Genomic DNA, 20,089 nt, shown 5'->3' on the forward strand with positions numbered 1-20,089 from the left:
CGGTACGGCCGTACGGCTGGCGCCTACGGCACGCATCCGACACCGGGAGTGAGCAGCATGGAGAACTGGCGCACGCACGCGGCCTGCCGCGACGAGGACCCGGACCTGTTCTTCCCCATCGGGACGTCCGGCCCCGCCGTCCTCCAGGCCAAGGAGGCCAAGGCGGTCTGCCGGACCTGCCCGGTCCAGGCCGAGTGCCTGGAATGGGCCCTGGAGAACGGCCAGGAGTCCGGCGTCTGGGGAGGCCTCGCCGAGGACGAACGACGCGCACTGAAGCGCCGCAGCCGCCGACGTACCAAGAACACCGCCGGCTGACCCCAGGCACCCCGCTCCGGCCCGGAGCGCTGGGCGGGCGCCGGGACGGCGAACCGCGACACCGCGCCCGGCACCCTCATCCTCGTCATCGGCGGCCGAATGGGTAGACGATGAGCCATGGACACCACTGCTTGGCTCGTTCTCGCCGCTGTTGCCGCACTGATCATGCTGGCCTTGGCCGCCGTACTGCTGGTACGCGTCTTCCAGGCCAGGAAGCTTCTCATCGACGCCGGGATCCCGCTGCGCAACAAGGCGCTCGTCTGGGCCGCCGTCATCTACACCATCTCCCCGGTCGACCTGCTGCCGGACCCCGTCTACCTCGACGACATCGGATTCCTGCTACTCGCGCTGCGCTCACTGCACGCGGCAGCGGCGGCGGCCGGACTGGGCCGGGCCAAGGGGGCAGGCGCCCCGGTCGAGATCCCGAACCCCGAGAAGACGGCGAAGCCCCGGCCGGACGCGGTGCGTTAGGCGCTCCGCGTCAACGCCGACCGCCATGGCGTGACTGTGATGCGAGACTTCCGGCATGGACATGGGGCGTGAGTCGCGGTGGGAGAAGGATGCGATGACGGTAGAGATCGTCTTTGCCCTGGTGACTGCTGTCGCTCTTGCCGCGGTGGTCTTTGCCGTCCCTCTGGCCCTCACTCTCGTCTTCGACCTCTCCGGTTCGGTGTCCAGGGGTGTCCTGACGGGGGGAGCCCTGGTCGGGGCGGCGGCCGGAGTGTGGCGTCTGGTACGGGTGCTGTGCCGCTTCGACGCGGAGCGCCGTAAAGGCCACTGACGGCGGGACTCGATCGGTGGCCTGACGAACGGTCGCGAGGATGACCTTCCCGCCGTCCGCCGACGCGCGGACCGTGACCTCCTGGGACAGCCGCTGGACCATCGGCCAGCCGAAGCCGCCGGTGCGGCCCGTCAGGTCGGGCGTCCGGTCCTGCGGGTGGTCCGGACTCGGATCGGCGACCCGGACGTGGACGCCCGTGCGGTCCGCGGTCAGCCGGAGCGCGGTGACGGCTCCCGCGTGCCGGACGGCGTTGGTGACCAGCTCCGTCACGAGGAGCAGCAGATTCTGCACCACGTGCGTGGCCGGCGCCGGATGCAGCCGTGCGACGAAGGCGCTGACCGCGTCCCGCGCGTCGGCGGCCCTCTCCGGCCGGCAGACGTAGTCGGTGCGGGTCTCGCCGTCCGGCGAGAGCGTCATCAGCATGCGGTCGTTCATGGCGGTCACCCCGTTGCGTGAGCTTTCTGGCTGAAGTCCGGATACCCCCGGAACGGCATTTCATGGAATCCGGCCGCGGAGGACGGGCGGCTGACCGCGTACGGCTGTCCAGCCGCCGGCCGACGGCGTTCGCGCAGGTCGGTGTCCCGTGGGCGGTGCCCCCGCTTTCTATCGTTGAAAATTTCGTGTGCACGACCGTTGTGCGGTGTTTGGTGTTGTGGCTCAATGTTCGACCATGTGCAGTGCCTCGCCGGTTCGAGGTACTCCCGGCTCTTCGACGAGGATGACGCCTTGAGACGACAACACCCGCGCCCCCGTGCCCTGTTCAGGGCTCTCGCCTGTGCCGCCGCGCTCCTGATACCGGTCGGCGCCACCCTGGTCCCGACGGCCGCCGCCGCACCCGTCACCCCGGCCCCGGCCACCGCCGCCGCCTTCACGGCCGACGACGCGGTCACCGATGTGCACGGGCTGAAGGGCGAGTATTTCCGCATGTCCGCCCCGGGCGCCCGCGACTTCGCCGAGCTCGGCGCCACGGCCCTGGACCCGGAGATCGACTTCCCCAGTCTCACCGGCACCTTCCAGTCGGCGACCGGCAGGACCGAGCACACCACGGCCCGCTGGACCGGACAGCTCGAAGCCCCCGGGACCGGTTCGTACACCTTCTCCGCCATCGGCGACAACGGCTTCCGGCTTTTTCTCGACGGCAACGTTGTCATCGATCACTGGGAGCCCGACTGGGACAACGAGCAGCACAGCGCGCCGATCACGCTGAAGGCGGGCGAGAAGCACGACTTCAAGCTGGAGATGTTCCAGGACACCGGCGGTGCCGGCATGTTCCTGCGCTGGCAGAGCGACACGCTCGACAAGCAGATCGTCCCCGAGTCCGCCTTCACCCCGCCCGCCGACTTCGAGGTCTACCCGGTCGCCCTCGCCGTCGCGCAGAACGGCAAGCGGCTCCAGGCCACCTTCGGGGACCGGGTCGCCGGCTACGGGAAGGTGAAGGACCACCTCAAGATCGAGGTCGACACCTCCCCGATGCCGGTGAAGTCGGTGAACCGTGCTGCGGACGACCCCCGGGCCCTGATCATCGATCTCTCCGCCCCCGTCCTGAAGGGCCAGCGGGTCAAGGTCGTCTACGACGGCGAGGGCGGGCTGACGTCGGGGACCGAGACCGTCCCGGAGATCGGCCGCACGGCGAAGAACCTCTCCACCCACCGCCTCACCACCACCTGGGGCGACAAGCTGGACGTCGACAACCCGCTGCCCGAGTATCCGCGCCCCCAGCAGGTCCGCGACCGGTGGAAGAACCTCAACGGCCCCTGGGAGTTCGCCGGGGCCGCCGAGGGCGAGCAGCCGGTCTTCGGCAAGAAGCTCGGCGAGCGGATCATCGTGCCGTTCCCCGTCGAGTCCCAGCTCTCCGGGCTGGAGCGCGACGAGGACCACATGTTCTACCGCAAGCTCGTGACCGTGCCGAAGAACTGGGCGGTCGGCGAGAGCGCGTCCGGCAAGCCCGCTGAGGGCAAGAGGCTGAAGCTCAACTTCGACGCCGTCGACTACCGGTCCACCGTCTGGGTCAACGGCACCAAGGTCGCCGAACACACCGGCGGCTACACCGCGTTCAGCGCCGACATCACCGACGCGCTCGAAGGGACCGGCCCCCAGGAGATCATCGTCGCCGTCACGGACAGGACGGGCCCGAACCAGCCCAAGGGCAAGCAGTCCACCCACCCCGGCGGCATCGTCTACACCCCGTCCTCCGGTATCTGGCAGACGGTGTGGATGGAGCCGGTCGCGCCCGCCGCCATCGACTCCCTGACCACCACCCCCGACATCGACACGGGCCGCCTCGCCGTCACCGTCAACTCCGCGAAGGCGTCCGGCGATGCCCGGATCATCGCCGTCGCCCGCGACCACAGGGGCAAGGCCGTCGGAACGGTCACCGGCCCGGCCAACCGCGAGCTGAGCCTCCAGCTCAAGAACCCGCGCCTCTGGTCGCCGGACGACCCCTACCTGTACGACCTCGACGTGTCCCTCACCGACGGCCGCTCCAAGGACAGCGTCGAAAGCTACTTCGGTATGCGGCAGTTGAAGGTCGCCGAGGTCGGCGGCTACCAGAAGCTCGTCCTCAACGGGAAGCCGTTCTTCTCTCTCGCCATGCTCGACCAGGGATTCTGGCCGGACGGGCTGTACACCCCGCCCAGCGACGCCGCCCTCATCTTCGACCTCGAAGCACAGAAGGACCTCGGCTTCAACGCCGTACGCAAGCACATCAAGGTGGAGTCGCCGCGCTGGTACCACCACGCCGACCGGATCGGGCTGCTGGTGTGGCAGGACTTCGTCAACGCTGACATCGACGACGACACCGGGAAGAACGCCTTCCTCGCCGAGGGCAAGGAGTTGATGAAGCAGTTCCACAACCACCCCTCGATTAGCGGCTGGATCGTCTTCAACGAGGGCTGGGGCGAGTGGGACCGGACAGCGACGGGAGAGATCGCCGAGGACGTCAAGGCGCTGGACCCGTCCCGCGTGGTCAACGCGCACAGCGGCGTCAACTGCTGTGCGTCCAAGGGCGATTCGGGCAAGGGCGAGATCATCGATCACCACGACTACGTGAACGACGACCCGGCCTTCCCGGACGACCGGCGCGCCGCGATGGACGGCGAGCACGGCGGCTTCACGCTCCGGACCCCGGGACACATGTGGCCGGGCGCACCTGCCGTCATCTACAGCGGCGTCGCGGACAAGGCCGCCCTCACCGCCAAGTACGTCGACAACACCCGTACGTACTACCTCGCGGCCGCCGGCGCCGAGCTGTCCGGCTCCGTCTACACCCAGGTCAGCGACCTGGAGAACGAGCTCAACGGGTTCTGGACGTACGACCGTCGGGAGATCAAGGTCGACCCGAAGAAGGTCCGGGAGATCAACCGCCAGGTCATCGCCGCCGGTGCCGACGCAGGACAGCGCGATGAGCTGAAGGGCGGCGGCTCCTGGTCGTTCGACGAGAACAAGGGCGCCACCGCCCGCGACAGCGGCCCCAACAAGGCCCATCTGACCCTGGCGGGCGGCGCGTCCTGGGCCCCGGGTGTGAAGGGTTCGGCGCTGAGGTTCGACGGCGAGGGGCAGTACGCGCAGAGTGCCGGTCCCGTCGTGGACACCACGAAGGACTACACCGTCTCCGCGTGGGCCTCGCTGGACGCCCTGCCCGGCAACTACGCCACCGTCGTCAGCCAGGACGGCCGGCGCACCGAGAATCCCTTCTATCTCCAGTATGGGCAGGGCGCGTTCGCCTTCTCCACCCCAGGCGCCCAGCGCGCCCGTCTGGAGATCACACCGGAGACCGGGAAGTGGTACCACCTGGTCGGCGTCCGGAAGGGCGACGAGGTGACGTTGTACGTCGACGGAAAGCGCGCGGCCTCCACCGAGGCCGGGCCCGCCGATGTGGGCACCGGGCCGCTCTCGGTCGGGCGCGCCCGGTACGGCGGTGCGGAGACCGACTTCTGGCACGGGTCCGTCGACCAGGTCGGGGTGTACGACAGGGCCCTGACCGCCGATGAGGTGACCGCCCTGTACGGCAACCGGAAGCCGTAGCGGCAGAAGCGGAACGGCTGGCCGTTTCCGGCGCCGGGGCCCCGGCAGCCTGATCCGACACGACACGACACGACACGACACGACACGACACGACACGACACGACACGGCTTGGCTCGCTCCGATCTGACCTGAGCGGCGTGTCCACGCGGGCCCGGCAGCGGCGGGAGAGGATCTCCGCCCCTGCTGGGCCCAACGGTCACTGCTTTCCCCGCGGTTACGGAGCCCCCGCGGCGTCCACCGCCCACGTCGTGCCTCCGGGGAACAGGTCAAGGTCGTCGAGGGACCGCCCGCCGGTATCCGTTCCTGCGACGTGAGAAATATGGCGTCCGGCGGTATGACAGCACGCCGCCGGGCGGCTGTCCAGGGGGCGGGTGGGGCCCGTTGCCGTACGGCGAGCCGGTTCCCCCGCGTCCGCAACGGAGCGTGGCGGTCAGATTTCGTCAACGCATCGCCCCTGCTCTTGCCGCCCGTGCCACCCCGCCTATATAACGTTGTAAACCGAGCCGCCGACAGCCCGAGCAGGCTCTCGCGACCGCTGTTCCCGCATGTCGGAGCAGGGCCGCGAGGAGTGCAGTGACATCAGCCGCCCAGCGGGCCGATGCCTCGTCCCGCATGCCCGACCGCACGCCACCGCGCGTGCCGTCAACCCGCCAAGGAGCGTTCCGCGCATGATGATCCAGCGTCGACCCCGTACCCTCGCCGTGGCCTGCCTCCTCGCCGCCACCGCCACGCTGGCCGCCGCCGGCTGCGCCAAGTCGGAGACCTCGAACACCGCGGGTGGCGACAGCAGTCAGGGCGCCCAGGAAGCCAAGTCCCCCGATTCCACCTCCGGTTCGGGCTGCTCGCTGGAGACCTATGGCGCGCCGAAGCTGGACCTGAAGGACGCCGTGGTCGGCTTCTCCCAGTCGGAGAAGGAGGCCAACCCGTTCCGGATCGCCGAGACCCAGTCCATCAAGGACGAGGCGAAGAAGATCGGTGTGAGGAAGCTCCTCACCACCAACGCCCAGTCGCAACTGTCCAAGCAGATCAGCGACATCCAGGACATGCTGGCGCAGGGCGCCCAGTTCCTGATCGTCGCACCGCTCAACTCGGACGGTCTGGAGCCCGCGTTGAAGGCCGCGGCCGCGAAGAAGGTCCCCGTCCTCACCATCGACCGCAAGGTCAACTCCACCGCCTGCAAGGACTATGTGGCCTTCCTCGGCTCCGACTTCGTCGAGCAGGGCAAGCGCGCCGCCGACGCGATGATCAAGGTGACCGGCGGCAAGGGCAAGGTCGCGATCCTGCTGGGCGCCTCCGGGAACAACGTCACCACCGACCGCACCAAGGGCTTCGTCGACCAGGTCGAGGCCGAGGCGCCCGGACTGGAGATCGTCGCCCAGCAGACCGGCGAGTTCGCCCGCGACAAGGGCCAGCAGGTCATGGAGCAGCTCATCCAGTCCAAGCCCGACATCACCGCCGTCTACGCGGAGAACGACGAGATGGGCCTCGGCGCCCTCACCGCGATCAAGGCCGCCGGGAAGAAGCCCGGCAAGGACGTCAAGATCGTGTCGGTCGACGGCACCCGCAACGCCGTGCAGGCCCTGGTCAACGGCGAGTACAACGCGGTCATCGAGTCCAACCCGCGCTTCGGCCCGCTCGCCTTCGCCACCGCGCAGAAGTTCTACGCCGGTGAGGAGATCCCGGAGAACGTGATCATCACCGACCGGGAGTACGACGAGGCCAACGCCAAGGACTCGCTCGGCGGAGCGTACTGACCCGACCGGACGGCCGGCCGCCGCGAGGCCCCGAAGGCTCCACGAGCATCCATCGGCCCCGGGGCTCACGGCGGCCCGGCCCCACTCCCGTACCACCGGAAGGCCAGGATCCATGGCACCAACCGAAGCGACCCACCGGCACGCGGAGAGCGCCGTGGCGGACCCCGTGCTCGAAGCCCGCTCGGTCAGCAAGCGGTTCCCGGGCGTCGTCGCCCTGGACGACGTCTCCTTCTCGCTGCGCGCCGGCGAGACCCACGCGCTCGTCGGTGAGAACGGCGCCGGCAAGTCCACCCTCATCAAGGTGCTGACCGGCGTCTACCGGAGCGACGACGGCGAGGTGCGGGTGGCGGGCGAGCCCGTCCGCTTCGCCCGGCCCTTCGAGGCACAACAGGCCGGGATCTCCACCATCTACCAGGAGGTCAACCTCGTCCCCCTGATGAGCGTGGCGCGCAACATCTTCCTGGGCCGCGAGCCGAAGAACCGTTTCGGCCTCATCGACTTCGGCCGGATGAACCGCGAGACCACCGAACTCCTGGACGGCTTCGGCGTCCGCGTCGACCCCAAGCGCCCCCTGCACACCCTGGGCATCGGCACCCAGCAGATGGTCGCGCTCGCCCGCGCCGTCTCCGTCAGGGCCCAGGTCGTCATCATGGACGAACCCACCTCGTCCCTGGAGCCCCGCGAGGTCCAGACCCTGTTCCGGGTCATCGAGAACCTCCGCGGCCAGGGCATCGCCGTCCTCTACGTCAGCCACCGCATGGACGAGCTCTACCGCATCTGCGACCGGGTCACCGTCCTGCGCGACGGCCGCCACATCCACACCGGCGACCTGGCGGACCTGGACCGGATGCGGCTCGTGTCGATGATGCTCGGCCGCGACCTGGCCGAGGTGCGCCGGGCAGGGCTGACCCACTTCGACGCCGCCGGACACGATGTCGCCCGCACCCCCGTCCTCACCGCCACCGGACTCGACCGCCGCCACCAACTGCACGGCATATCACTGCGGTTGTACGGAGGCGAGGTCCTGGGACTCGGCGGGCTGCTGGGCTCCGGGCGCAGCGAGACCGCCAAGGCGCTGACCGGTGCCCTGCCCCTGGACGGCGGCGAGATCACCGTCGACGGCAGGCGCATCGGCCGGCCCACCCCGGCCGCCGCCATCCGGGCGGGCATCAGCATGCTCCCCGAGGACCGCAAGGCGGAAGGGATCATCCCCCAGCTCTCCGTACGCGAGAACATCGTGCTCGCCGCGATGCCCCGGCTCTCCCGCGCCGGGATCGTCTCGCGCGACCGGCAGGACCGCATCGTCGACATCTTCATGGAGCGGCTGCGGATCAAGGCAGCCGGCCCCGAGCAGAAGGTCGGCGAACTCTCCGGCGGCAACCAGCAGAAGGTGCTGCTCGCCCGCTGGCTCTGCCTGGAACCCAAGGTGCTGCTCCTCGACGAGCCCACCCGGGGCATCGACGTCGGCGCCAAGGCCGAGGTGCAGAGCCTCATCGACGACCTCGCCCGCGAAGGCCTCGCCGTCCTGCTGATCTCCTCCGACATCGAGGAGCTGATCGAGGGCGCCGACCGCATCGTCGTCCTGCGCGGCGGCGCCGTCGCCGGTGAACTCGCGGGCGACGAGGTGGAGGAGAGCCGCCTCCTCGAAGTGCTCGCCGAGCACCCGCCCGAGACCGCGCTCGCCGAGCACCCGCCCGAGACCGTGCCCGCCGACCACACGCCCGAGACCGTGCCCGCCGACCGCACGCCCGAGACCGGCGGGAAGGCCCCGGCGGCCGGCCAGGAGGACCCCCGATGACCACCCAGGCCACCCTGCGACGCCCCGCGAAGCCACTGGCCCGGCTGCGCGACCCCGCCTGGTACCAGGAGTACGGCGTGTACGCGGCCGTCGCCGTCGTCCTGCTGTTCAACGCCCTGTTCACCGAGCACTTCATGACGGCCGACAACCTGCGCACCCAGCTCGTCCAGGTCGCCCCCATCGTGATCGTCGCGCTCGGTATGGCCCTGGTCATCGGCACCGAGGGCATCGACCTCTCCGTCGGCTCCACCATGGCGCTCGCCACCGCCCTGCTGCCGCTCTACCTCGGTTACGGCCTGGTGCCCGCGCTCCTGATCGCGCTGCTGGCCGGAGCGGTCGTCGGCGCGATCAACGGCATGCTCGTCTCTCTCGTCGGGCTGCAACCCATCGTGGCGACCCTGGCCCTGTTCGTCGGCGGCCGGGGACTGGCCCTGGTGATGGCGGACGGTCAGCTCAAGCAGATCGTCAACCCGGACATCCTCGCGCTGGGCACCGGCTCCTTCCTCGGCATCCCGCTGGTCGTCCTCATCGCGGGCATCCTCGCCCTGGCCGTCGCGTTCCTGGTGCAGCGCACCACCTTCGGCCGCCAGATCGTCGCCATCGGCGGCAACCGTCCGGCCGCCGTCCTGTCCGGGCTGCCCGTCAAGCGCGTCCTGATCGGCGTCTACATCCTCTGCGGCACGATGGCCGCGCTCGCCGGGATCCTCGCCACCGCCCGGCTCACCGCCAGCGACCCGTCCTCGCTCGGCACCCTCATGGAACTCTCCGCCATCACGGCCGTCGTCGTCGGCGGCACCCCGCTGAACGGCGGCTCCATCCGGGTGCTGGGCACCGTCGCGGGCGCCCTGCTGATGCAGCTGCTGCGCGCCACCCTCGTCAAACACGACCTGCCCGACTCCACCGCACAGATCGCCCAGGCGGCCATCATCATCGCCGCCGTCTACGTCGCCCGGGAGCGTCGGTCCCGATGAAGAACACCACCCCTGCCGCCCCGGCCCCCCAGGTGCCGGCGCCGCTCAAGAACACCCCCTCGCGCCCCCGGCCCCGGCCCGATCGCTCCACCGGCTCCCGTATCGGCGAACTCGTCCAGCGCCAGGGCGTCCTCGCGGTGCTGCTGACCGTCATCCTCATCGCCTCGTTCGTCTACCCGACGTTCGCGAGCCTGGACAACGCCCGGGGCGTCACCGTCCAGGCGTCCTTCCTCGCGATCGTCGCCCTCGGCATGACCCTGGTCATCATCACCGGCGGCATCGACCTCTCCGTGGGCTCGGTCTTCGCCCTCGGCGGGGTGCTGGCGGCCTGGGCCTCGCAGTGGGGCTTCTTCCCGGCCCTGTTGGTACCCCTCATCGTCTGCGGTGCGATCGGACTGCTCAACGGCCTGCTCATCGCCCGCGCCGACATGGCCCCCTTCATCGTCACGCTCGCCACCCTCCTCGCGGCGCGCGGCATGCTCCTCGCCTTCACCGACGAGGGCGCCACCACCTACCTGGTGCCCAAGGACTCCGCCTTCGCCGAACTGGGCCAGGGCAGCGTCGGGGGGTTCGGATATCCGATCCTCGTCGCCCTCGTCCTCTTCGGGGCCGGCGGACTGCTGCTCCAGCGGACCTCGTTCGGGCAGAGCGTGTTCGCCGTCGGCGGCAGCAGCGACGCGGCCACCCTGATGGGGCTGCCCGTCGCCCGGACGAAGATCCTCGTCTACACCCTCAGCGGACTGCTCGCCGGACTCGCCGGAGCGCTGAACGCCGCCCGCCTCTCCTCCGGCGTCACCATCGTCGGCGTCGGCATGGAGCTCGACGCGATCTCCGCCGTCGTCATCGGCGGCACCCTGCTCATCGGCGGCGCCGGCTCGATCAGCGGCACCCTCTGGGGCGTCCTGCTGCTCGCCGTGATCCAGAACCTCATCAACCAGATCGGCTCGCTCAACTCCTCGTACCAATCGGTGGTCAGCGGCGGCTTCCTTATCGTTGTCGTGGTGGCGCAGCGTTACCTCGCGCGCAGCCGGAGAACCACCTGAACCGGACGGACCGGGCCGGGACGAGTCGAACCGAGTACAAGGAGTGCCGTGGGCGTCAGCCTCAAGGACGTAGCTCAACGGGCGGGCGTGTCCATCAAGACCGTGTCGAACGTGGTCAACAACTACCAGCACGTCACCCCCAAGATGCGTGCCAAGGTCCAGCAGGCCATCGACGAGCTGGGCTACCGGCCGAACCTCACCGCCCGCCACCTGCGCAAGGGCCGCACCGGCATCATCGCGCTCGCCGTGCCCGAGTTCGGCAACCCGTACTTCGCGGAGCTCGCCGGTGAGGTCGTCGACGCCGCCGCCCGGCACGACTACACCGTCCTGGTCGACCACACCGGCGGCCTGCGCGGGAAGGAGCTGCTGGTCAGCCAGGGGTTCCGGTCCCATGTCATCGACGGGCTCATCCTCAGCCCCATCCACCTGGAGACCGAGGACCTGATGGCCCGCACCGAGACGGCACCGCTGGTGCTGCTCGGCGAGCGCGAGTACGAGGCCCCGTACGACCACATCGCCATCGACAACGTGGCCGCCGCCCGCGAGGCCGTCGCCCACCTGATCGCCCTCGGCCACCGCAGGATCGCCTTCCTCGGCTCCCGTACCGGCCGCGAACGGCAACCCGCCCACCTGCGGCTGCGCGGCTGGCGCGAGGAGCTGGCCGCCTCCGGCATCGCACCCGACGAGTCCCTGGTCGTCGTCACCGACGGCTACGGCCGCGAGGACGGCGCCGCCGCCATGGCCCGTCTGCTCGACCGGGGCGAGCGGCCCGACGCCGTGTTCGCGTACAACGACCTGATCGCGATCGGCGCCATGCGCACCCTCACCGAGCGCGGCCTCACCATCCCGGGGGACATCGCCGTCGTCGGCTTCGACGACATCGAGGAGAGCCGCTACGGGGCCACCACCCTCACCACCATCGCCCCGGACAAGGCGGCCATCGCCCGGCTCGCCGTCGACAGCCTCGTCGAACGCCTCGCCGGCACCCCGGTCGCCGAACCCCGGCGGCCGCGCCCCGGCTACCGCCTCGTCGTACGCGAGTCCACCACGCCCCGCGAGGCCAGTGGACCGGCCTGACCCGCACGGAAGACCCCCACAAGCCCGTCGACAGACCCGCCTGCCACCCCAAGGAACCCCTCATGCCGCCCACCGTCCACCGCAAACCGTTCGGCCGCGCCCACGGGCGGACGGAGGTCGACCTCTGGACCCTCGAATCGGGCACCGGGGTGCGGGCCGAGATCCTCACGTACGGCGGTGTCCTGCACAGCCTCACCGTGCCGGACACCGCCGGCTCCCCGGGCCCGGTCGTCCGCTCGCTGCCCGCCCTCGACGACTACACCGGCAAGAACCCCTACTTCGGTGCGGTGGTCGGGCGGTACGCCAACCGCATCGCCCACGGCCGCTTCACCCTCGACGGCACCACGTACCACATCCCCGCCAACGACCGGGACCACGCCTTGCACGGCGGCCCGGAGGGTTTCCACACCAGGATCTGGGAGGCGACCGCAGAACGTACCGGCTCCGCCGCCGCCCTCCGCCTCACCCTGCACAGCCCCGACGGCGACATGGGCTTCCCCGGGGCGCTCGACGTCACCGCCACCTACACCCTGGACACCACCGGAACCCTCGCCCTGGAGTACACGGCCGTCACCGACCGCCCCACCGTCGTCAACCTCACCAACCACGCCTACCTCAACCTCGGCGCCGACTCCGTCCTCGGCCACACCCTCCAGGTCGACGCCGACCACTACCTCCCCGTCGACGCCGACGCCATCCCCGAAGGCGCCCCGGCTCCGGTCACCGGTACGCCGTTCGACCTCACCGACCCGCAGCCGCTGGGCGAGCACCTCGCCCGGCCGCACCCCCAACTCGCCCTGGCCGGCGGCTTCGACCACTGCTGGGTGCTGCGCGACCCGGCCCCCGGCACGCTCCGCCGCGCCGCCCGCCTCACCGCCCCCGGCGGCCGGCGCACCCTGGAGCTGTGGACCACCGAACCGGGGCTCCAGGTCTACACCGCCAACCAGCTCGACGGCGCGCTCACCGACTCCACGGGCCGCCGCCACGAACGCCACGGCTCGCTCTGCCTGGAGACCCAGCACCTGCCCGACTCTCCCAACCGCCCAGCCCACCCCACCACGGTGCTGCGCCCCGGTGAAACCCTGCGCAGCCGCACCGAATGGCGCTTTCCGCACCTGCGCGCGGACGACCCGCCGCACCGCGAGGAGAACCTCCTGCGCAGGGTGCGGCGGGTCGCGGGCTGAGCCCCTCGTCGTACGCGACGTGAGGGAGTGGGCGGCTACTTCACGTACGGGCCGCTACTTGAGGTACGGCCCCGCCGCGCCGATCTTCCCGGGTGCGGCGTTCGTCCCGCCGAGGTCCAGGACGTACACGCGCAGGTTCCCCTTCCCGGGAGCCGGGACCGTGAGGGTGCCTCCGCTCACGACCCGGGTGTCACCCGTGACGGCGTCCGTGTACGTGCCGTTCGGGACGCCGGTGTACGTGGCGCTCCCGGAGACGGTCACCAGGGCGAAGCTGTCCGTGCCGCTCGCCGCGTCGGTGTAGCGCCGCTTGTACGCCATGGAGCCGCTGATGCCCTCCGTGGAGTACTGGCCCATCTGGAGGGCGGGCACCGCGCGCCGGATCTCGTTGAGCCGCTGGAGGTGCTGGGCCAGCGGCGCGGCCAGGGTGTCGGCGACCTTGCCGGTGGCGGAGGACACCTTGCCGAAGTCGGACGCGGTCACCTCGCCCGCCAGATGGTCGCCGAAGTAGGCCCGCCCGGTCGAGGCGAGCGGACAACTGGGCCCGCAGTCGATCTGCTTCCCCTTCTGGAACTCGATCTCGGAGCCGTAGTAGAGCGTCGGGATGCCCCGGAAGGTCCACATCAGCGACATGTTCTCGGCCCAGGCGTCGGTGCCGCCCGTGTAGCGCTCCTCGCTCTTGTTGGGCCCGTAGTCGTGGCTGTCGACATAGACCACGTTGTAGGTGGCGTCGTTGTAACTGTCGTCGGAGTCCTTGCCGTTGTGGAAGGCGTTGTCCGCGTCACCGAAGTTCATGTGCATCCGCATGTCGATGACGTTCATCCCGGAGAACCGGCTGTGGTCCGGTGCGTGGTAGTCGTTGCCCTTGAGGAAGGCGTTGTCGGAGACGGGCTGCGCGCCGGTGCCCTGCTGCTGCTCGTACTCGTACATCTCCAGGGCGGCCTTCTCGTCGTCCGCGCTGTACTCCTTGCGCTCCTTCCAGGTGAAGAACTGTGCGGAGTGGTTGACCGAACCGCGGTTCCACTTGTCGTTGACGAAGGCGGCGACCTCGCCGAAGACGAAGAAGTTCTTCGCCGCCTCGGCGCCGAACTGCTGGGTGACCCGCTCCTGGATGGCGGGCAGGAAGCGGCGGTTCCAGGTGGTGCGGGGGATGTGCACCGCCGTGTCGAGCCGGAAGCCGTCGACGCCCATGTCGATGTACTTGTTGTAGGCGCCGATCAGATAGTTCTGCACCTGGGCGTTCTCGGTGTTGAAGTCGGCGAGGTCGTCGTGCAGCCAGCAGGAGCGGGAGTCCTCGCCCTCCCAGTTGCCGATCCAGCAGTTGTGGTAGAGCGCTTTCGGGAACATGCCCGAAGTGGGGCTAGGCCACTGGCAGTTGTAGATCCGGTAGCCCTCGGGCGAGGTGTGCCCGGTGGGTGTACCCCAGTTGAGGCAGGTGTTGCCGGACGGCTCGGCCGTGGACCACAGGTCGCCGTTGTAGTGCGACTTGCCCGACTTGGGCTCGACGGTGAGGCCGTCGTACGTGAAGTCGTCGTTCCTCTCGTCGTAGAGCCAGCTCCACTCGGTGTCGCGCACCCCGTAGGCCGTCGGGGTGAACAGGCCCTTGGCGCCCCACCGCGAGGAGTGGTTGTGGATCACGTCCTGGTAGATCTTCATGCCCTTGGCGTGGGCCGCGTCGATGAGGTCCTGGTAGGAGGCGCCGGCGGACTCCAGTCGCGGGTCGACCCGGTAGAAGTCGTAGCCGTGGTAGCCGTGGTAGTCGTAGTCCGAGCGGTTGAGGACGACCGGGGTGATCCAGATCGCGGAGAAGCCGAGCCCCTTGATGTAGTCGAGCTTCTGCACCAGACCCTTGAAGTCCCCCCGGAACATGGGGTCGTCGTTGGCCGCGTTGCCGGACTTCTCGTGCTGGCTGCCGCCCCGGTTGTTCGTGGCGTCGCCGTCGTTGAAGCGGGCGGTGAGCACGAAGTAGATCGGGTCCTTGCGGGGGTCGGTGCCCAGCGGTGTGCCGGTCGCCGGGGCCGTGGGCTTCTCGCCGGTGGTGGCGGTGGCCGGGGCGGATCCGGCCGAGACGTTCCCGGCGGCGTCGACGGCCCGGACCGTGTAGCGGTAGGCGGTGCTCGCCTCCAGTCCGGTGTCCGCGAACACGGTGGAGCCGACGTCGGTGACCAGGGTGCCCTTCGTGCCACCGGTCCGCGTCACCTGATACCCCGTCACCCCCCGGTCGTCGGTGGCGGGTTCCCAGGTCACCAGGACGGACACCCCGTCGGCGACGGCCTTCACCCCGGCGGGCACGGACGGCGCCTCGGTGTCCGGTTCCTCGGCGGCGCACGGGTCCTTGGCCGCGGCGGTCACCTGGCGGTCCTTCACCGTGGTGAGCCCGGCGGCGAGGGTGTAGTCGTTTCCGTTGTTGTTGTCCCAGACCCCGTTGCCGTTGTTGAACGTGGCCTGGAGCCCGGTGGCACCGCCCAGGTCCACGGTCCGCTTCACCCAGCCGGTGCAGGCCGCCTCCATGCCGATGCCGGGAGCCGTCGTCCAGGCCCCGCCGTGCGGGCGGTAGTGGAGGTTGACGGTGGACCAGCCGACGGTCGACGTCGCGTAGTAGACCGAGGCGCTGTTCGGCCCCGTCGGGTCCGGCTCCTGGGGTTCCGTACCCGCGCACGGGTCGCTGTGTGCCACGACCCCGTCCTTGACGGTGATGTTTCCGGTGCCCAGATCGTAGTTCCGGCCGGCGTTGTTGTCCCAGGTCCCCGAGCCGTCGGTGAAGGTGGCCTTGAGCCCGCCCGCGCTGCCGAGGGGGACGGTCAGCTTGACCCAGTCGGTGCAGGCGGCCGCCATCCGGGCGCCGGGCACGGTGGTCCAGGAGCCGCCGTCGGGGGCGTAATGCAGGTGGTACGCCGACCAGTTGCGGGTTGTCGTCGAGTAGAAGACGGTCGCGGTGGTCTCGGCCGCGGCCGAGGCGGCGACGGGTTCGGTGGCCGGTTCGGTGGCCGTGGCCGGGGCGGCCTGCGGTAGGGCGGTGAGGAGTCCCAGCAGCCCGGCTGCTGCCACGGTCGCCGCGAGCGGGCGTCCGGACGGCCGGTGAGGGGTGCGTCTCATGCGTGTCTCCAGGGAGGGGCCGCGGGCGGGTGGTCCCGGCGGCTGCCGATGGCGGTCCCGCCGGAGAACCCTGACGCGCCTCGGGGTTCGGCGAGTGAACACGGTCCGGCAGAAAACTCTGCCGGAATGTTGCTGCAAACTCTTGCGGGATGGAAGTTACCGGTGCATGACAGGCCCGTAAAGGGATCGGACAGAGCTGATTCACGGGGGGACAGGGAGGGACGGAGAGGGATCGGGAGGGACCGGTTCAAGAAGCCTTACGGGCCGGCCTGCCCGGAATGGACCGCCAGGCGAGGGCGTTCGCACGGTCATGACCTTCTCCGTTGACGTGACCGTGCGCGGCTACGAGCTCGACACCCAGGGCCACCTGAACCAGGCCGTCTACCTCCAGTACGCCGAACACGCCCGCTGGGAGCTGCTGCGGGTCGCCGGGCTCCCCCAGGAGAAGCTGCTGGCCGACGGGATCGGCCCGGTGCAGCTGGAGGTCACCGTCAAGTACCTCCGTGAGCTGCGGGGCGGCGAACGGGTGCGGGTCACCTGCCGCTTCGACTACGGCACGGGGAAGACGTTCACCCTGGAGCAGCAGGTCATCAAGGAGGACGGCACGGTGGCCGCCGAGATCAGCGGGGTGGCGGGCGTCCTCGACCTGACCGAACGCCGACTCGTCCCGGACCCGCAGGGCCGCCTCGCCGCGCTGGCGGACAAGCCGGAGCTGCTGACCGGCTGACCGGCCCGGGGCCCGGCGGGGCGCCCCCGGAATCCGGAACACCGCCGTGGCCCGCGACGACATGGACGCCCCCGCCCGGACGGGCGGGGGCGTCCACCTCGTCCCGCCGTGTGCGGGTGCGGTCGGTCAGGCGGCGGTGCCGACGACCAGATGATTACCGGGGATGCCGGCCTTGCCGGGCGCGTAGTAGTCCTTGATCCCGGCGACCCAGGTCTCCACGCGGATCCGGTCGCCGTCGGTCGGCTCGAAGGCGTCGAAGAGCGCGTCGATGTTGTCGGGCTCGAACCCGATCGCCGTCATCAGGGCCATGAACAGCGGGCGCTCGATCAGACCGTCGCCGTCCGGGTCGCCGAGCGCGGCCAGCGCCTCGGCGAACACGGCGACGGTCGCGTCGAAGCGCTCCGGCGACAGCACGCAGGCGGTGAACTCCTCGAAACTGATCTCACCGTCCCCGTTGGCGTCCAGCTCGGTGAGCAGGGTCGTCCAGTACCGCCGGAACGCCGCACGCATGGCGTCCTTCGCCGCTTGGTCCGAGGCGTGCGCCTGGCGGACGACACGGTCGGCCATGAGGTCGAAGTCGTCCGCCTCCAGGACGCCGTTGGCGTTGGCGTCGAACAGGGAGAAGACGAGCGCGACCCGCCGGGTGGCCTCAGTGGTCATGAATCCGTCACCTTTCGCCGTACAGTCCCGCCGACCGGAGCCCGGTCGGCCCACCCACTGTCCGGCCGGAGAGCGGCGGGCACGCCGAAAGCTGTAGCCCGTTCACCTGAAGGACGTAACCGCCCCCGCGTAAACGTCGAGTTGAGGCAGACGGCCCGTACCGGCGCCCCGCACGCCCCCGGTACGGGCTGCGGAGGGCCACGTCGTACCGGGGGAGCGGAGGAACCGGCCGCCGGGCCCACCTTCTAGGCTGAGCGGATGCGAGAGACACCCGCCGCCGGCCCCCGTACGAGAGGGGCCCGCGCCGCACGACCAGGGAAGCCGGACCGCCCACGACCGTCGGCGCCGGACCGCCCATGACCAGGGGATCAGCCGCACCGGCCCCGACCACGGATGCCGGGCGGTCCACGATCAGGGGAGCAGCCGTGCCGGCCCCGACCAGGGAGACCCGGTCGCTGCCCGCGCACGCGCCCGGATCGGTCGACACCCCCTTCGTCATCCAGGGCTACGACGAGATCGTCTCCCACGACACCCTCTGGGACGCCCACTCCCACCCCTTCCACGAACTGCTCTGGAACGAGCGGGGCGCCTCCTGCGCGGTGGTCGGCGAGCGCGTCTGGACGATCACCCCCGCCCAGGGCCTGTGGATGCCCGCCGGGACCCTGCACTCCGGATCGGCCGCCGCCGGCACCTGGTTCCGTGCGAGCTTCTTCGGCTTCCGTACGACGTCGTCGATCTCCGACACCCCGGTGGCCGTCGAGATCACGCCCCTGCTGCGCCTCCTCCTGGAACGCCTCGGCGAACCCGGCCTCGCACCCTCCTCCCGGGCCGCGACCGAGGCGCTGGTGCTCGACGTCCTCGCCCCGTCGACCCGCGAACTGCTCGTGCAGGTCCCCACCTCCGACCTCCTGCGCCCCATCGCGGACGCGGTGCGCGAGGATCCGGCCGACCGGCGGACGCTGGCGGACTGGGCGTCCGAGCTGGGGGTGAGCACCCGTACGGTCACGCGCACCTTCCGCGGCGAGACGGGTACGAGCTTCGTCCGCTGGGTCGCCGCGGTCCGCGCCCAGCACGCGGTCGACCTGCTGACCCGGGGCTGGGACGTCGAATCGGTGGCCGAACAGGTCGGCTACCGCTCGGCGAGCGCCTTCGGCGTCGCCTTCCGCCGGACCACCGGGCTCACCCCGGGGACCTTCCGGCCGGGGTGAGCCGCCGCGCGCGACGACGGGCCCTGCCCCACACCGGACCCACCGGGTGCGCGGGCGACATGGCTGAGCCCGCAGCAATGGCGTCGGGACATCGGAGCGGGCGTGCCCTACGCGCCGGTCGGCGCGTTGCCTGACACCGGCCGGTGCCCCGCTTCCGCCCCCGGGCGGGGAGCGGAGCACCGACCGGTGTCCCCATCGCTACAACACCTGTCTCAAACAGTTGATTGCGACACTCGAGCCCCTCTCATAAAGTACGAAGGCAAGCCTTACCTAAGCCGCTCTGCCTCCGCAGTGCACCCCTCCACGACGGCAGCCCACACCCGGACGTGCGGGAAGCGGCACCCCGACATCCGGAAAGCTGGGTACTGACCCATGTCCTCACACCGCCTCCGCCTGCTCGTCGTGGCAGCCGCCCTCGTCGGCGTCGCCGCCTGCGGGGGGAACACCGACGCCGAGAACGAGGGCGGGAAGAGCGCATCGGGCGGCTTCCCTCTGACGGTCGAGCACGCCCTGGGCAAGACCACCATCCCCGCCGAGCCGAAGCGTGTCGCCACGGTCAACTGGGCCAACCACGAAGTGCCGCTGGCGCTCGGGGTCGTGCCGGTGGGCATGGCCGCCGCCAACTTCGGCGACGACGACGGCGACGGGGTGCTGCCCTGGGTCACGGAGCGGCTGGACAAGCTCAAGGCCAAGACTCCGGTGCTGTTCGACGAGACCGACGGGATCGACTTCGAGGCCGTCGCCGACACGAAGCCCGACGTCATCCTGGCCGCGTACTCCGGACTGACCAGGAAGGACTACGACACCCTCAGCGAGATCGCCCCCGTCGTCGCCTACCCGGACGCCGCCTGGGCCACCCCGTGGCGCGAGATCATCCGCACCAACAGCAAGGCGATCGGCCTCGCCGACGAGGGCGAGAAGCTGATCACCGAGCTGGACGGGGAGATAGCGAAGACCGCCGCCAAGTACCCGCAGCTCAAGGGTAAGTCGGCGATGTTCATGACGCACGTGGACCCCAACGACGTCAGCGAGATCGGCTTCTACACCGCGCACGACACCCGGACGCAGTTCTTCGAGGACCTGGGCATGAAGATCCCGGGCAGCATCGCGAAGGCGTCCGAGGGCACCCAGAAGTTCGCCCTCACCAAGAGCGCCGAGCAGATCGACGCGTTCGACGACGTCGACATCATCACCGGGTACGGCGACGACACGGGTGAGCTGCTCAAGACGATCAGCAAGGACCCGCTGCTCTCGAAGATCCCCGCTGTCGGGCGCGGCTCCACCTACCTCCTGCCCGGCAGCTCGCCGCTGGCCACCGCCGCCAACCCGACGCCTCTGTCGATCAGTTACGTGCTGGACGACTACGCCGCAGCCCTCGCCAAGGCCGCGGACAAGGTCAAGTGACCGCACCCACGGACCGGCGCCCGCCGGACGCCACCATGGCCCGGCGTCCG

At 70.4% G+C, this 20,089-nt stretch carries 15 protein-coding genes and 1 pseudogene; 13 read left to right on the forward strand and 3 right to left on the reverse strand.

Going from position 1 to position 20,089, the window contains the following annotated elements; translation table 11 throughout:
* Positions 1–57: 57 nt before the first annotated feature.
* From AB0917_RS26760 to AB0917_RS26770, 3 genes are all read left to right on the forward strand, one after another.
* The gene (locus AB0917_RS26760) at positions 58–315 is read left to right on the forward strand and encodes a WhiB family transcriptional regulator (protein WP_366822244.1); all 258 of its coding nucleotides are present in this window, start codon (positions 58–60) and stop codon (positions 313–315) included.
* Positions 316–432: 117 nt separating this feature from the next.
* Complete coding sequence (locus AB0917_RS26765) at positions 433–786, forward strand: YkvA family protein (RefSeq protein ID WP_366822230.1); 354 nt, start codon at positions 433–435, stop codon at positions 784–786.
* A gap of 55 nt (positions 787–841) precedes the next feature.
* On the forward strand, positions 842–1,096 hold the full coding sequence (locus AB0917_RS26770; protein WP_366822245.1) for a DUF6332 family protein: 255 nt from the start codon (positions 842–844) through the stop codon (positions 1,094–1,096).
* Between the two features lie 21 nt (positions 1,097–1,117).
* Here the strand turns inward: AB0917_RS26770 and AB0917_RS26775 are convergent.
* A pseudogene (locus tag AB0917_RS26775) lies at positions 1,118–1,531 on the reverse strand (ATP-binding protein); the annotation flags it as partial.
* Between the two features lie 225 nt (positions 1,532–1,756).
* On the opposite strand from AB0917_RS26775, the gene AB0917_RS26780 reads away from it, so the two are divergent.
* The 7 genes from AB0917_RS26780 (at position 1,757) to AB0917_RS26810 (ending at position 12,947) form a co-directional block, all read left to right on the forward strand.
* Positions 1,757–5,119: a LamG-like jellyroll fold domain-containing protein gene (locus AB0917_RS26780; RefSeq protein ID WP_366822231.1), complete on the forward strand. Its 3,363-nt coding sequence runs from the start codon at positions 1,757–1,759 to the stop codon at positions 5,117–5,119.
* A gap of 669 nt (positions 5,120–5,788) precedes the next feature.
* On the forward strand, positions 5,789–6,874 hold the full coding sequence (locus AB0917_RS26785) for an ABC transporter substrate-binding protein (RefSeq protein WP_366822232.1): 1,086 nt from the start codon (positions 5,789–5,791) through the stop codon (positions 6,872–6,874).
* Between the two features lie 112 nt (positions 6,875–6,986).
* Complete coding sequence (locus AB0917_RS26790) at positions 6,987–8,672, forward strand: sugar ABC transporter ATP-binding protein (RefSeq protein ID WP_366822233.1); 1,686 nt, start codon at positions 6,987–6,989, stop codon at positions 8,670–8,672.
* Entirely contained in the window at positions 8,669–9,643 is a 975-nt protein-coding gene (locus tag AB0917_RS26795; protein WP_366822234.1) for an ABC transporter permease, read from the forward strand. The genes AB0917_RS26790 and AB0917_RS26795 overlap by 4 nt, the downstream gene beginning before the upstream one ends.
* Positions 9,640–10,686, forward strand: a complete 1,047-nt coding sequence (locus AB0917_RS26800; RefSeq protein WP_366822235.1) for an ABC transporter permease — start codon at positions 9,640–9,642, stop codon at positions 10,684–10,686. The genes AB0917_RS26795 and AB0917_RS26800 overlap by 4 nt, the downstream gene beginning before the upstream one ends.
* 48 nt (positions 10,687–10,734) lie before the next feature.
* On the forward strand, positions 10,735–11,763 hold the full coding sequence (locus AB0917_RS26805; RefSeq protein ID WP_366822236.1) for a LacI family DNA-binding transcriptional regulator: 1,029 nt from the start codon (positions 10,735–10,737) through the stop codon (positions 11,761–11,763).
* A 62-nt stretch (positions 11,764–11,825) separates the two neighbouring features.
* Positions 11,826–12,947, forward strand: a complete 1,122-nt coding sequence (locus AB0917_RS26810) for an aldose epimerase family protein (RefSeq protein WP_366822237.1) — start codon at positions 11,826–11,828, stop codon at positions 12,945–12,947.
* 54 nt (positions 12,948–13,001) lie between these two features.
* On the opposite strand, the gene AB0917_RS26815 is transcribed toward AB0917_RS26810, so the two are convergent.
* Positions 13,002–16,040 (reverse strand): carbohydrate binding domain-containing protein, encoded by a 3,039-nt coding sequence (locus AB0917_RS26815; protein ID WP_366822238.1) that lies wholly within the window; start codon positions 16,038–16,040, stop codon positions 13,002–13,004.
* Between the two features lie 310 nt (positions 16,041–16,350).
* Here AB0917_RS26815 and AB0917_RS26820 point away from each other — a divergent pair, with 310 nt between their 5' ends.
* The gene (locus AB0917_RS26820; protein WP_366822239.1) at positions 16,351–16,767 is read left to right on the forward strand and encodes an acyl-CoA thioesterase; all 417 of its coding nucleotides are present in this window, start codon (positions 16,351–16,353) and stop codon (positions 16,765–16,767) included.
* 126 nt (positions 16,768–16,893) lie between these two features.
* Here the strand turns inward: AB0917_RS26820 and AB0917_RS26825 are convergent, their stop codons facing one another.
* On the reverse strand, positions 16,894–17,427 hold the full coding sequence (locus AB0917_RS26825) for an EF-hand domain-containing protein (RefSeq protein ID WP_366822241.1): 534 nt from the start codon (positions 17,425–17,427) through the stop codon (positions 16,894–16,896).
* A gap of 425 nt (positions 17,428–17,852) precedes the next feature.
* On the opposite strand from AB0917_RS26825, the gene AB0917_RS26830 reads away from it, so the two are divergent.
* Together AB0917_RS26830 and AB0917_RS26835 are read left to right on the forward strand one after the other, a co-directional pair.
* Complete coding sequence (locus AB0917_RS26830; RefSeq protein WP_366822242.1) at positions 17,853–18,635, forward strand: AraC family transcriptional regulator; 783 nt, start codon at positions 17,853–17,855, stop codon at positions 18,633–18,635.
* 372 nt (positions 18,636–19,007) lie between these two features.
* A complete protein-coding gene (locus AB0917_RS26835; protein WP_366822243.1) occupies positions 19,008–20,039 on the forward strand; it encodes an iron-siderophore ABC transporter substrate-binding protein in 1,032 nt (343 codons plus the stop codon).
* The last annotated feature ends 50 nt before the right edge of the window (positions 20,040–20,089 follow it).

Source organism: Streptomyces sp. NPDC007346 (assembly GCF_040703535.1).
GTDB lineage: Bacteria > Actinomycetota > Actinomycetes > Streptomycetales > Streptomycetaceae > Streptomyces.